Annotated in this window: 14 protein-coding genes and 1 other annotated feature (1 of these 15 cut by a window edge); of the genes, 13 read left to right on the top strand and 1 reads right to left on the bottom strand. The window is 39.7% G+C overall.

All coding sequences use genetic code 11. From position 1 onward, the window contains the following. Positions 1-9: 9 nt before the first annotated feature. Entirely contained in the window at positions 10-906 is an 897-nt protein-coding gene (locus EII37_RS00310; RefSeq protein ID WP_124787204.1) for an ROK family protein, read from the top strand. Positions 907-1,015: 109 nt separating this feature from the next. On the opposite strand, the gene EII37_RS00300 is transcribed toward EII37_RS00310, so the two are convergent. Next, entirely contained in the window at positions 1,016-1,867 is an 852-nt protein-coding gene (locus EII37_RS00300; RefSeq protein ID WP_124787203.1) for a MurR/RpiR family transcriptional regulator, read from the bottom strand. Positions 1,868-2,105: 238 nt separating this feature from the next. On the opposite strand from EII37_RS00300, the gene pbp2b reads away from it, so the two are divergent. The 12 genes from pbp2b (at position 2,106) to EII37_RS00240 (ending at position 14,163) form a co-directional block, all read left to right on the top strand. Then, positions 2,106-4,163 carry a penicillin-binding protein PBP2B gene (gene pbp2b / locus EII37_RS00295; protein WP_124787267.1) on the top strand — a complete coding sequence of 686 codons (2,058 nt, stop codon included), beginning with the start codon at positions 2,106-2,108 and terminating at the stop codon, positions 4,161-4,163. A gap of 10 nt (positions 4,164-4,173) precedes the next feature. Further along, entirely contained in the window at positions 4,174-4,770 is a 597-nt protein-coding gene (gene recR, locus EII37_RS00290) for a recombination mediator RecR (RefSeq protein WP_000966754.1), read from the top strand. Positions 4,771-4,944: 174 nt separating this feature from the next. Beyond that, positions 4,945-5,988, top strand: coding sequence for a D-alanine--D-alanine ligase (locus EII37_RS00285; RefSeq protein WP_124787202.1), 1,044 nt, complete (start codon positions 4,945-4,947; stop codon positions 5,986-5,988). 83 nt (positions 5,989-6,071) lie between these two features. Continuing rightward, complete coding sequence (gene murF, locus EII37_RS00280; protein WP_124787201.1) at positions 6,072-7,445, top strand: UDP-N-acetylmuramoyl-tripeptide--D-alanyl-D-alanine ligase; 1,374 nt, start codon at positions 6,072-6,074, stop codon at positions 7,443-7,445. Between the two features lie 94 nt (positions 7,446-7,539). Beyond that, entirely contained in the window at positions 7,540-8,244 is a 705-nt protein-coding gene (locus EII37_RS00275) for a TIGR02206 family membrane protein (protein WP_124787200.1), read from the top strand. A 214-nt stretch (positions 8,245-8,458) separates the two neighbouring features. After that, entirely contained in the window at positions 8,459-9,838 is a 1,380-nt protein-coding gene (ftsA, locus tag EII37_RS00270; protein ID WP_045611159.1) for a cell division protein FtsA, read from the top strand. A gap of 17 nt (positions 9,839-9,855) precedes the next feature. After that, positions 9,856-11,106 (top strand): cell division protein FtsZ, encoded by a 1,251-nt coding sequence (gene ftsZ, locus EII37_RS00265; RefSeq protein ID WP_124787199.1) that lies wholly within the window; start codon positions 9,856-9,858, stop codon positions 11,104-11,106. A gap of 3 nt (positions 11,107-11,109) precedes the next feature. After that, complete coding sequence (locus tag EII37_RS00260) at positions 11,110-11,781, top strand: YggS family pyridoxal phosphate-dependent enzyme (RefSeq protein ID WP_124787198.1); 672 nt, start codon at positions 11,110-11,112, stop codon at positions 11,779-11,781. 9 nt (positions 11,782-11,790) lie between these two features. Continuing rightward, positions 11,791-12,321, top strand: a complete 531-nt coding sequence (locus tag EII37_RS00255) for a cell division protein SepF (RefSeq protein WP_124787197.1) — start codon at positions 11,791-11,793, stop codon at positions 12,319-12,321. Continuing rightward, positions 12,321-12,581: a YggT family protein gene (locus tag EII37_RS00250; RefSeq protein WP_124787196.1), complete on the top strand. Its 261-nt coding sequence runs from the start codon at positions 12,321-12,323 to the stop codon at positions 12,579-12,581. The genes EII37_RS00255 and EII37_RS00250 overlap by 1 nt, the downstream gene beginning before the upstream one ends. Continuing rightward, positions 12,578-13,369, top strand: a complete 792-nt coding sequence (locus EII37_RS00245; RefSeq protein WP_124787195.1) for an RNA-binding protein — start codon at positions 12,578-12,580, stop codon at positions 13,367-13,369. The genes EII37_RS00250 and EII37_RS00245 overlap by 4 nt, the downstream gene beginning before the upstream one ends. An 8-nt stretch (positions 13,370-13,377) precedes the next feature. Further along, on the top strand, positions 13,378-14,163 hold the full coding sequence (locus EII37_RS00240; protein ID WP_124787194.1) for a DivIVA domain-containing protein: 786 nt from the start codon (positions 13,378-13,380) through the stop codon (positions 14,161-14,163). Further along, positions 14,164-14,319, top strand: a binding site (T-box leader) (it continues 56 nt past the right edge of the window).

Here is a 14,319-nt window from a genome sequence, read left to right as displayed (position 1 = left end):
GAGGTATTTATGACACACTACGTTGCAATTGATATCGGTGGAACCAATATCAAATATGGTTTGATCGACCAAGAAGGCCAACTTGTTGAATCGCATGAAATGCCAACTGAGGCGCATAAGGGTGGTCCTCATATCTTACAAAAGACCAAAGATATCGTAGCTAGCTATTTAGAACAAGGTCCAGTAGCAGGTGTTGCTATTTCTTCAGCAGGAATGGTGGATCCTGATAAGGGTGAGATTTTCTATGCTGGGCCTCAAATCCCTAACTATGCAGGCACCCAGTTCAAAAAGGAAATCGAGACTAGCTTTAATATTCCTTGTGAGATTGAAAATGATGTCAACTGTGCAGGTCTTGCTGAAGCGGTATCTGGTTCAGGCAAGGGAGCGAGTGTCACCCTCTGCTTGACTATTGGAACAGGTATCGGTGGTTGCTTGATTATGGATGGGAAAGTCTTCCATGGATTTAGCAATTCATCCTGTGAAGTTGGTTATATGCATATGCAGGATGGAGCGTTCCAAGATTTGGCTTCTACCACAGCTTTAGTGAAATATGTAGCTGAAGCACATGGAGAAGATGTTGATCAGTGGAATGGCCGACGCATCTTTAAGGAAGCCACTGAAGGAAACAAGATTTGTATGGTTGGTATTGACCGTATGGTAGACTATCTAGGAAAAGGTCTGGCAAATATTTGCTATGTGGCCAATCCAGAAGTAGTCATTCTCGGTGGGGGTATCATGGGACAAGAGGCTATCCTCAAACCCAAAATCCGTACAGCCTTGAAAGAAGCCTTAGTGCCAAGCCTAGCTGAAAAAACACGATTAGAATTTGCCCATCATCAAAATACAGCAGGTATGTTGGGTGCTTATTATCATTTTATACTCAATGAAAATCAAAGAGCAAACTAGGAAGTTAGCCGTAGGCAGTACTTGAGTACGACAAGGCGAAGCTGACGTGGTTTGAATTTGATTTTCGAAGAGTATTAAGACAAAACAATCCTAGTTTGGCTAGACCAAACTAGGATTTTCTTACACGTTTTTGTCTACGATAGCCATTGAGTTTTTTATTTTCCCAATAGCTATTAAAGATTTTCTCCTTGCTTTCACGATTGATTTCCAAAAAGTAGGCATAAATCAAATCAATAAAGAAGAGCATAGGAAGTTGAGCGGATATTCGTTGGATGTAGGATGACTGGCTGTGACTGGCTACAAGAACAGTCTCCGTATAGGCCTGACTATCTTTATTGGGAACACTTGTAAAGAGTACAGTCTTTGCCCCCATCTCTTTCGCGTCTAATAGACTATCTAAAATAGAAGGAGTTGAGCCAGAAAGTGAGAAACCAAGTACTAGACAATTTTCATCCATAATGCTGGTTGTCCAGGCAAAACCGTCTTGGTCGGTTAAAGCCTCGCAGACCACACCCAGACGCATGAAGCGCAATTTCATTTCACGGGCGACAAGTCCAGAACTACCTGTTCCAAAGAAGTAGATACGATCAGCATCTTCGATTAACTGGGCGATTCGTTCTAGTTGTTCTTCGTCAATCAAGTCCTGTGTTTGTTCCCGCATGTGACTATAGCTTCGAAGAACTCGGTTGGTTAAAGGACTATGATTGTGAGAATGAGTCTCCTGTTTCTTTGCTTGGTGCTGGTATTGGAAAATAAACTCTCGATAGCCTGTAAAACCACACTTTTTAGAAAAGCGGGTCAGTGCAGCTTGAGAGATATGTAATTTTTGAGTGACCTGTTGGGAGGAAAGGTCATCTTGAATGGTTTCAGCTTGCAAAAAATAACGAGCGATTTCTTGCTCTAAATCTGTTAGTGCTTCAAAATGAAGATCGATAATGGATGCAATGTCTGGCTTATTCATGGTGCTCCTTTTCATGAGTCAACCGCTTAGAAGTTGACAATTCCCTAACTATTATTATCATTATATCATAGAAGAATAGATAAAAACATAAAAAGCCATTTTCAATTAAAAGTCAAAAAAGGTATCGATTTTTCTAAGAGTTTCTCCTTAAAATATGATACAATGAAGAGTAATAATCTTCTTTCAAGTTTTATATTTTTTAGTGAAAATGGGATAGAAGATGGAAATTTTTCTAGAAATGAGACATGGTTGTATGAGAAAATTTAATAGTCATTCGATTCCGATTCGGCTTAATCTACTATTTGGAATAGTTATCTTGCTTTTCATGACGATTATTGGTCGTCTTCTTTATATGCAGGTATTAAATAAAGACTTTTATGAAACTAAATTAGCATCAGCAAGTCAAACGAGAGTGACAACTAGTTCGGCTCGAGGACAAATCTACGATGCAACGGGGAAACCTCTTGTTGAAAATACCATCAAGCAAGTTGTGTCTTTTACAAGGACTAACAAGATGACGGCAGCTGAACTCAAAGAGACTGCAAAAAAACTTCTTACTTATGTGAATGTCAGCTCTCCTAATCTTACAGACCGTCAGATTGCTGATTATTACTTGGCTGACCAAGAAATTTATAAAAAAATAGTCGATGCTTTGCCACGTGATAAGCGTTTGGATTCGGATGGAAATCTTCTTTCGGAAGCGACTCTCTACAACAATGCGGTGGAAAGTGTTGATGTGAGTCAGCTCAACTATACGGATGATCAGAAAAAAGAAATTTATTTATTTAGTCAGCTAAATACTGTTGAAAATTTTGCTACAGGAACAATCGCAACGGATTCTTTAGATGATACACAGGTTGCTCTTGTCGCTTCAGCTTCCAAGGATTTACCAGGAATTAGCATTTCTACTTCATGGGATAGAAAAGTCCTAGACACTTCTTTGTCTTCAATTGTAGGTAGTGTATCAAGTGAAAAATCAGGTCTTCCAGCAGAGGAAGTGGATGCTTATTTGAAAAAAGGCTACTCTCTGAATGACCGAGTGGGGACTTCGTATCTTGAAAAGCAGTACGAAGAAGTACTGCAGGGAAAACGTTCTGTTAAAGAAGTACATCTTGATAAACATGGCAACATGGAAAGTGTTGAAAATGTAGAGGAAGGAAGCAAAGGGAACAACATCAAACTAACGATTGACCTAGCTTTCCAAAATGGGGTTGATGATCTACTTAAGAGTTATTTTAATTCGGAGCTGGGTAACGGAGGAGCTAGATATTCTGAAGGAGTGTATGCAGTAGCACTTAATCCTAAAACAGGAGCCGTCCTTGCCATGTCTGGGATCAAGCATGATACTGAGTCAGGTAAATTGAGTTCAGATTCCTTAGGGACAGTTACCAACGTGTTTGTACCAGGGTCAGTAGTTAAGGCCGCTACCATCAGCTCAGGTTGGGAAAATGGTGTTTTATCAGGAAACCAAACCTTAACAGATCAGCCTATTGTTTTCCAAGGTTCAGCTCCAATTAATTCTTGGTATACATTGGCATATGGGTCTTTTCCTATTACAGCTGTGGAAGCCTTGGAGTATTCATCTAATACTTACATGGTTCAAACCGCTCTTGGAATCATGGGCCAGACCTATCAACCAAATATGACGGTTGCAACAGGGCAATTAGAGGCTGCTATGGGTAAATTACGTTCGACCTTTGGAGAATATGGACTTGGAGCTTCGACTGGAATTGATCTTCCAGATGAATCGACAGGATTTACACCAAAAGAATTTGATTTGGCTAATTATATTAATAATGCTTTTGGCCAGTTTGATAATTACACACCGATGCAATTAGCTCAGTATGTCGCTACCATTGCAAATAATGGAGTTCGTCTAGCTCCTCACATTGTGGAGGGGGTTTATGAAAATAATGAGCAAGGTGGCTTAGGCAATTTGCTTCAAGAGACGACTAGCAAAGAAATGAATAAGATTAATATCTCAGAGTCAGATATGTCTATTCTGCAACAAGGATTTTATCAAGTTTCACATGGTGGTAGTGCTTTGACAACTGGTCGTGCCTTTTCAAATGGCGCAGCCGTATCAATCAGCGGAAAAACAGGTACCGCCGAAAGTTATGTTAATGGTGGTCAAAAAGCCAACAACACCAATGCTGTGGCCTATGCACCATCAGATAATCCTCAAATCGCTGTAGCTGTTGTCTTCCCTCATAACACCAACCTTACAAATGGTGTCGGACCTTCCATTGCGCGCGATATTATCAACCTCTATAACCAGCATCATCCAATGAATTAGAAAGGAACATATGCTTTATCCAACACCTATTGCGAAGCTAATTGACAGTTATTCTAAGTTACCGGGTATCGGGATTAAGACGGCAACCCGTCTGGCCTTCTATACTATTGGAATGTCTGATGACGATGTCAATGAATTTGCTAAAAATCTCCTTTCTGCTAAGAGAGAGCTGACCTACTGTTCCATCTGCGGTCGCCTGACTGATGACGATCCTTGCTCTATCTGTACCGATCCGACTCGTGACCAGACAACGATTTTAGTTCTCGAAGATAGTCGCGATGTGGCAGCCATGGAGAATATCCAAGAATACCATGGACTCTATCATGTCTTGCATGGACTCATTTCTCCCATGAATGGTATTAGTCCGGATGATATCAATCTCAAGAGCCTTATGACTCGTCTGATGGATAGTGAAGTTTCAGAAGTGATTGTGGCGACCAATGCTACAGCAGACGGGGAAGCGACATCCATGTATCTTTCACGTTTGCTCAAGCCGGCTGGTATCAAGGTTACGCGTCTAGCACGAGGTCTCGCTGTCGGAGCGGACATTGAGTATGCAGATGAAGTTACACTCTTACGAGCCATTGAAAATCGAACAGAGTTGTAAGTCTAGACAAATGAACACACTCAATTCATTTAGACAAAAATCAAGGAGACCGACAGTTGTTTTATCGGTCTCTTTTTAGATTTATTGGAGACCAGTATCAGGTTCAAGTTTCAAAAAAGAAGCAAATATGATATACTAAAGAACGAGTATTCTATTAGAATTAGGACAAGCAATATGAAACAAACGATTATTCTTTTATACGGTGGACGGAGTGCAGAGCGTGAAGTCTCTGTTCTTTCAGCTGAAAGTGTCATGCGTGCGGTCAACTATGATTGTTTCACAGTCAAGACTTTCTTTATTAGCCAGTCTGGTGACTTTATCAAAACGCAGGAATTTAGCCAGACTCCTGGTCAAGAGGACCGTCTCATGACCAATGAAACCATTGAATGGGATAAGAAAGTTGCACCAAGTGCCATCTACGAAGAAGGAGCAGTGGTCTTTCCAGTCCTTCACGGTCCGATGGGAGAAGATGGATCTGTTCAAGGATTCTTGGAAGTTTTGAAACTGCCTTACGTTGGTTGCAACATCTTGTCATCTAGTCTTGCCATGGATAAAATCACGACCAAGCGTGTCTTAGAATCTGTTGGTATTGCTCAAGTTCCTTATGTGGCCATTGTCGAAGGCGATGATGTGACTGCTAAAATTGTTGAAGTGGAAGAAAAATTGACTTATCCAGTTTTCACAAAACCATCAAACATGGGTTCAAGTGTCGGTATTTCTAAATCTGAAAATCAAGAAGAACTCCGTCAAGCTTTGAAACTTGCCTTCCAATATGATAGCCGTGTCTTGGTAGAGCAAGGGGTAAATGCCCGTGAAATCGAGGTTGGTCTCTTGGGCAACTACGATGTCAAGAGTACGCTACCAGGAGAAGTAGTCAAGGATGTTGCCTTCTACGACTATGACGCCAAGTATATTGATAACAAGATTACCATGGATATTCCAGCCAAAATTAGTGATGATGTGGTAGCTGTCATGCGTCAAAATGCAGAAACTGCCTTCCGTGCCATTGGGGGCCTCGGTCTTTCTCGTTGCGATTTCTTCTATACAGACAAGGGAGAGATTTTCCTAAACGAGCTTAATACCATGCCAGGTTTCACCCAGTGGTCTATGTACCCACTACTTTGGGACAATATGGGAATCAACTATCCAGACTTAATCGAACGATTGGTTGGTCTTGCCAAGGAAAGTTTTGACAAGCGCGAAGCGCATTTGCTATAAAATGAAAGAGAGGGTAGAAGCCAGAACCATCACTACAAGGTGACTAGAGTTCTCGAGCTTCGACCCTTTTTAAAGGAGTAGAAATGAAATTAACAATCCATGAAGTGGCTCAAGTTGTAGGAGCTAAAAATGATATCAGCCTCTTTGAGGACACCCAGTTAGAGAAGGCTGAGTTTGACAGTCGTTTGATTACTACAGGGGACTTGTTTGTGCCCCTAAAAGGTGCGCGTGATGGTCATGACTTTATAGAAACAGCTTTTGAAAATGGCGCTGCTGTAACCCTGTCTGAGAAAGAGGTTGCAAATCATCCCTATATTCTAGTAGATGATGTCTTGACTGCCTTTCAAACCCTCGCAGCTTACTATCTTGAAAAAACGGCAGTTGATGTCTTTGCTGTCACAGGTTCAAATGGCAAGACAACGACTAAGGATATGTTAGCGCACTTGCTATCAACAACTTACAAGACCTACAAAACACAAGGAAACTACAATAATGAGATTGGTCTTCCTTACACAGTTCTCCATATGCCTGAAGGAACAGAAAAGTTGGTCTTGGAGATGGGGCAGGATCACTTGGGAGATATTCATCTCTTGTCTGAATTGGCTCGTCCAAAAACAGCCATCGTGACCTTGGTTGGAGAAGCCCATTTGGCTTTTTTCAAAGACCGTTCTGAGATTGCTAAAGGGAAAATGCAAATTGCAGACGGGATGGCACCTGGTTCCTTGCTTTTAGCGCCAGCTGACACTATTGTAGAGGACTATTTGCCAACTGATAAAAAGGTAGTCCGTTTTGGGCAAGGAGCAGAGTTGGAAATCACAGACTTGGTTGAGCGTAAGGATAGTCTGACCTTTAAGGCTAATTTTTTGGGACAAGTCCTTGATTTGCCAGTGACTGGTAAGTACAATGCCACCAATGCTATGATTGCATCCTATGTTGCCCTACAAGAAGGAGTTTCAGAGGAGCAAATTCATCAGGCCTTCCAACATCTTGAATTGACGCGTAATCGTACCGAGTGGAAGAAAGCAGCCAATGGAGCAGATATCTTGTCAGATGTTTACAATGCCAATCCAACTGCTATGAAACTGATTTTAGAGACTTTCTCTGTCATTCCAGCCAATGAAGGTGGTAAGAAAATTGCAGTTTTGGCGGATATGAAGGAACTGGGCGACCAGTCTATTCAGCTTCATAATCAGATGATCTTGAGCCTTTCGCCAGATGTGCTTGATACCCTTATTTTCTATGGAGAAGACATTGCTGAATTAGCCCAATTGGCCAGTCAAATGTTCCCAATCGGCCACGTTTACTACTTCAAGAAAACAGAAGACCAAGACCAATTTGAGGACCTAGTTAAGCAGGTTAAAGAAAGCCTTGGAGCTAATGACCAAATCCTGCTCAAAGGCTCTAACTCTATGAATTTGGCCAAGTTGGTAGAAAGTTTAGAAAATGAAGCTAAGTGATTTTGTCAAACATTTACGTATTTCTAAATCCATTTTTGACAAATAGCATGGTATAATAATATGCAGGAAAATTTTGAATCATGAGGAAGACTAGATGAATTTATGGGATATTTTCTTTACGACTCAGGCAACCGAACCACCTAAATTTGACCTTTTTTGGTATGTTAGCCTATTTACGCTCTTAGCCTTGACCTTTTATACAGCCTATCGCTATCGTGAAAAGAAGGTTTATCAAAGATTTTTCCAAATCTTGCAGGCTGTTCAGTTGATCCTACTTTATGGTTGGTATGGGGTCAATCATATGCCGCTGTCAGAAAGCCTACCTTTTTACCATTGCCGTATGGCTATGTTTGTGGTGCTCTTGCTTCCTGGTCAGTCTAAATATAGGCAGTATTTTGCATTGTTGGGGACATTTGGGACACTAGCAGCCTTTGTTTATCCAGTGCCAGATGCCTATCCTTTCCCACATATTGCAATTTTATCTTTTATCTTTGGGCACTTAGCTCTCTTGGGGAACTCTCTAGTTTATCTATTGAGACAGTATAACGCGCGATTGCTGGATGTGAAGGGAATTTTTCTCATGACCTTTGCACTAAATGCCTTAATTTTTGTGGTCAATTTGGTGACAGGTGGAGATTACGGATTCTTGACAAAACCACCATTGGTTGGAGATCACGGCTTAGTAGCCAATTATTTGATTGTTTCCATAGTCTTGTCAGCGGCGATTACGTTGACAAAGAAAATCTTGGAACTATTTTTAGCACAAGAAGCAGAAAAAATGATTGCAAAGAAAGCTTAGAAATGAGCTTTCTTTTTTTCATAAATCTGATTTTTTATAACTTGTTTGGAAAATAAAAAAAGCTGATGAGCGAATGTGAAAAAATGGTAAGTAAATTTAGGAAAAACTAAGCACGATTGGATTTTTTGTGTTATAATATTCTGTGAATAGCTATGCCCTATTTTAGCTATATTGAATAGAAGTTTGAAACTTGGAAGAGAGAGGATGCGATGTAATGGCTAGAGATGGTTTTTTTACAGGCTTAGATATCGGAACTAATTCGATTAAGGTATTGGTTGCCGAGCTTAGAAATGGTGAACTTAATGTAATTGGTGTAAGTAATGCCAAGAGTAAAGGTGTAAAGGATGGGATTATCGTTGATATTGAAGCAGCAGCAACTGCTATCAAGTCAGCTATTTCCCAAGCAGAAGAGAAAGCTGGCATTTCAATTAAATCAGTGAATGTTGGCTTGCCTGGAAATCTTTTGCAGGTAGAACCAACTCAAGGAATGATTCCAGTTACATCTGATACAAAAGAAATTACAGACCAAGATGTCGAAAATGTTGTCAAATCAGCTTTGACAAAGAGTATGACACCAGATCGTGAAGTCATTACTTTTATTCCAGAAGAATTTATCGTAGATGGTTTCCAAGGTATTCGTGACCCGCGTGGCATGATGGGTGTTCGTCTTGAAATGCGTGGTTTGCTTTACACAGGTCCACGTACTATTCTTCACAATTTACGTAAGACAGTTGAGCGCTCAGGTGTTCAAGTTGAAAATATTATTATTTCACCATTGGCTTTGGTTCGTTCAGTCTTGAACGAAGGAGAGCGTGAATTTGGAGCTACTGTGATTGATATGGGAGCAGGTCAAACAACTGTTGCTACAATCCGTAACCAAGAACTCCAGTTTACAAATATTCTTCAAGAAGGTGGAGATTATGTCACAAAAGATATCTCTAAAGTCTTGAAGACTTCACAAAAACTAGCTGAAGGATTGAAATTGAACTATGGTGAAGCCTACCCTTCGCTTGCTAGCAATGAAACCTTCCAAGTTGAAGTGATTGGTGAAGTAGAGCCTGTAGAAGTTACAGAAAGCTACCTAGCAGAGATTATTTCAGCTCGCATTAAACACATTTTTGAACAGATTAAACAAGAGTTGGAAAGAAGACATTTGTTGGATCTTCCTGGTGGGATTGTTCTGATTGGTGGAAATGCTATTTTACCAGGTATTGTAGAACTTGCGCAGGAGGTATTTGGCGTTGGTGTCAAACTTTACGTTCCAAATCAAGTTGGAATTCGTAACCCTGCCTTTGCTCATGTGATTAGCTTGTCTGAATTTGCTGGTCAATTGACTGAAGTGAATTTGTTAGCGCAACGAGCAGTCAAGGGTGAAGATACTTTGCGTCACCAACCTATTAATTTTGGTGGGATGATTCAACGTGTTACGCAGGTAGCACAACCGACCCCTATTCAGCCAGTTCAAAATACTGAGGTAGAGCAATCAGCTTCTACGAACGTAGTTGCTCCGAAAGAAGATAAAGTATCTTCTCAAAATAAACCAAAAATTGCAGATCGCTTCCGTGGTTTAATTGGAAGTATGTTTGATGAATAAAAGAGGAAAAATAAACTATGACATTTTCATTTGATACAGCGGCTGCTCAAGGTGCAGTTATTAAAGTAATCGGTGTTGGTGGAGGTGGTGGTAACGCCATTAACCGCATGGTTGACGAAGGTGTTGCAGGCGTAGAATTTATCGCAGCAAACACAGATGTACAAGCTTTAAGTAGTACAAAAGCTGAGACTGTAATTCAGTTAGGCCCTAAATTGACTCGTGGTTTGGGTGCTGGCGGTCGACCTGAAGTTGGTCAGAAGGCAGCTGAAGAAAGCGAAGAAGCCTTGACTCAAGCTATTACTGGAGCAGATATGGTCTTCATTACTGCAGGTATGGGAGGTGGCTCTGGTACTGGTGCAGCTCCTGTTATTGCCCGCATTGCTAAAGATTTAGGTGCGCTTACAGTTGGTGTTGTGACACGTCCTTTCGGTTTTGAAGGAAGCAAACGCGGTCAGTATGCTGTAGAAGGAATCAATCAACTTCGTGAGCATGTAGATACTCTATTGATTATTTCAAACAACAACTTGCTTGAAATTGTTGATAAGAAAACTCCGCTTCTTGAAGCTCTTAGCGAAGCAGATAACGTACTTCGCCAAGGTGTTCAAGGGATTACTGACTTGATTACAAATCCTGGTTTGATTAACCTTGACTTTGCCGATGTGAAAACAGTTATGGCAAATAAAGGGAACGCCCTAATGGGTATCGGTATCGGTAGTGGTGAAGAACGTGTGGTAGAAGCAGCTCGTAAGGCAATCTACTCACCACTTCTTGAAACAACTATTGACGGTGCTGAGGATGTCATCGTCAACGTTACTGGTGGTCTTGATTTAACCTTGATTGAGGCTGAAGAAGCATCAGAAATTGTTAATCAAGCGGCTGGTCAAGGAGTGAACATCTGGCTCGGAACATCAATCGATGAAAATATGAAAGATGAAATCCGTGTTACAGTTGTAGCGACTGGTGTTCGTCAAGAAAATGTTGAAAAAGTAGTTGGAGTGAAAACTTCTAATAAACCTGTACATCGTGAATCTTCACATGTTCAACATGTTGAACGTCATTTTGACATGGAAGAGACAGCTGAGTTGCCAAAAACTAGTTCTCGTCGTTTTGAAACAAACCAAACTTCTGCATTTGGTAACTGGGATTTACGTAGGGAGTCAATTGTCCGTCAGACTGACTCAATCGTTTCACCAGTTGAACGTTTTGAAGTTCCAGTTTCACAAGATGAGGATGAGTTAGAAACTCCTCCATTCTTCAAAAATCGTTAATCAATGAATTTAGAAAAAAATACTGAATTGATTTTTCAGCAAATTGCTGATGTGAGTCAAGAAGCCGACCGTAATCTAGATTCTGTTTCAGTTATTGCAGTGACAAAATATGTAGATGTCCAAACAGCGGCGGCATTGCTTCCGCTTGGCGTCCAACATATCGGTGAAAATAGAGTTGATAAATTTTTAGAAAAATATCATGCTTTAAAAGATTTCCCAGTCACTTGGCATTTAATAGGGACACTGCAGAGACGGAAAGTGAAAGAAGTAATCCCTTTTGTGGATTACTTTCATGCTTTAGATTCTTTAAAATTAGCTCAGGAAATTCAAAAAAGAACAGATCATGTTGTTAAGTGTTTCTTGCAAGTTAATATATCTGGAGAAGAGAGTAAGCACGGATTTTCAAAAGATGAATTACTAGAACTTTTGCCTACTTTGGCTGAGTTAGATCAGATTGAGTATGTTGGTTTAATGACCATGGCTCCTTTTGATGCAGATAGTGATGAGTTGAAACGGATTTTCAAGGAAACACAGACTTTGCAAGCAGAAATTAGAGAAAAACAAATCTCTAATATGCCGATGACAGAGATGAGTATGGGAATGAGTCGTGATTTTAAAGAAGCGATTCAGTTTGGCTCTACTTTTGTTCGAATTGGTACAGCATTTTTTAAATAGGAGAGAGCTATGTCTTTAAAAGATAGATTTGATAGATTTATAGATTATTTTACAGAAGATGGAGAAGAAACGACTAGTTATCAACCTCAACAAAAAGAGATGGCTAGCCCATCAATTTCAGCTTCAAAAGAAATACCAACCCCTACTCAGTCAACACCAGTGAAAGACACTAATATTACTCGTTTACATGCACGTCAGCAGGAGTTAGCTATGCAGAGTCAACGTACAGAAGAGAAGGTGACAATTGATGTTCGCTATCCTAGAAAATATGAGGATGCAACTGAAATTGTTGATTTACTAGCTGGAAATGAAAGTATTTTGATTGATTTCCAATACATGACAGAAGTTCAAGCTCGACGTTGTCTAGATTACTTAGATGGTGCTCGTCATGTTTTAGCAGGTAATATGAAGAAAGTTGCTAGCACAATGTATCTATTGACTCCTGTCAATGTCGTTGTGAATATTGAAGACATCAAACTTTCTGATGATTCACAAAGTGCTGAGTTTGGTTTTGATATTAAACGAAATAGAGCAAGATAATGATTTTTTTAATCCACTTAATCCAAAATGGAGTGAGAATTTACTCATTCATTCTAATAGCATTTGCTCTTCTTTCATGGTTTCCAAACGCCTATGATAGTTCGTTAGGTCGTCTCATCATCAGCCTTGTTCGTCCAGTTATAGAACCTCTTCGTAAACTGAATTTACAATTTGGTGGTCTCGATTTTACTGTCTGGGTAGCCATTATTCTAATCCAATTTATTGGAAGTTTTCTAATTCGGATCTTGTTGTTTCTATGAAAGTAGATCAGGAAATCTATCAACATTTTTCGCATGCTGATATTCCGTTTATTGATAAAGGATTGGAATGGATTAAGAGGGTGGAGGACACTTATGCTCCTATTCTCACCCCATTTATCAATCCTCATCAGGAACAGATACTAAAGGTTTTAGCTAGAACTCATGGGTTAGGGTGTCAAAGTAGTGGTGACATACTTCAAACAGAGTCCATTCGTCTTATTCTGTATCCAGACTACTTTAAACCAGAACTAGCAGATTTTGAGATAGCCTTATTGGAAATTGATTATCCGAGTAAGTTTGAGAAACTAAGTCATGGTAAAATATTAGGAACAATCATCAATCAGTTAGGAATTGACCGTAAATTATTTGGTGATATCTTGGTAGATGAAAAGAGAGCACAGATTTTTGTTAATCGTCATTTCATTCCCCTCTTTATAGACGGGATAAAAAAGATTGGCAAACTTCCTGTATCGCTGGAGGAACGTCCTTTTACCGATAGGATTATATCTAAAATTGACTATAGAGAACAAGAAATTTTAGTTTCGAGTTTTCGATTGGATGCCCTCTTATCAAGTGCCTTGAAATTATCTAGAAATCAAGCTTGTCAACTGATAGATAAAAAATCTGTCCAAGTAAACTATCATCTGGTTGAAAAAAGTGACTACCAGATTTCAGTTGGAGATTTGATTAGTGTGAGAAAGTTTGGACGTCTGAAAGTTGTTAGAGACAATGGTCAGACTAAGAAGGATAAGATAAAATTAAGCATTCAATTATTATTAAGTAAGTGAGGAATAATATGCCAATTACATCATTAGAAATTAAAGATAAAACCTTTGGTACAAGATTTAGAGGTTTTGATCCAGAAGAAGTTGAAGAATTTCTTGAAATTGTTGTTCGTGATTATGAAGATTTAGTTCGAAGCAATCATGATAAAGAGTTGCATATCAAGAGTTTGGAAGAACGTTTGTCTTACTTTGATGAGATGAAAGATTCTTTGAGTCAATCAGTATTGATTGCTCAAGATACGGCAGAGCGTGTAAAACAAGCTGCTAAAGATCGTTCAAATAATATTATCCAACAGGCAGAACAAGATTCACAGCGTTTGCTTGAAGAAGCAAAATATAAGGCTAATGAGATTTTGCGTCAAGCTACTGATAATGCTAAAAAAGTTGCTGTTGAGACTGAAGAATTGAAGAACAAGAGCCGTGTCTTCCACCAACGTCTCAAATCTACAATTGAGAGCCAGTTAGCAATTGTTGAATCATCAGATTGGGAAGATATTCTTCGCCCAACAGCAACTTATCTTCAGACAAGTGATGAAGCATTTAAAGAAGTTGTTGGTGAAGTTCTTGGTGAGTCAGTATATTCACAGCCAGAAGAAGAACCAATCGATATGACTCGTCAATTTACACCTGAAGAAATGGCTGAGTTACAAGCTCGAATTGAGGCTGGTAATAGAGAATTAGCTGAATTTGAAGCTCAACAACATCATTATGTGGAAGAACATTTAGAGCCAGTTGAAGTCGAAGGTCCTTCATCGAATGAGGAAGATACAAATAAAGAATCTGTCCTTATCTTATAATGAATAGTGATATGTGAGAACAATATCTTATCCTTATATTTCCAGCGAGCAGGAGATGGTGTGAGTCCTGTAATCCCTATTGATAAGATTATCCTCTCAAAAACTCAAGTCTGAAGCTAGTAAGATTTGACGTTCCCCACGTTACGGGAAAAGAGG

Origin of the sequence: Streptococcus sp. OH4692_COT-348, from assembly GCF_003859975.1 — a bacterium.
GTDB lineage: Bacteria > Bacillota > Bacilli > Lactobacillales > Streptococcaceae > Streptococcus.
The sequence above is the reverse complement of the archived record's forward strand: the minus strand, read 5'-3'. Positions and strand labels throughout refer to the sequence as shown.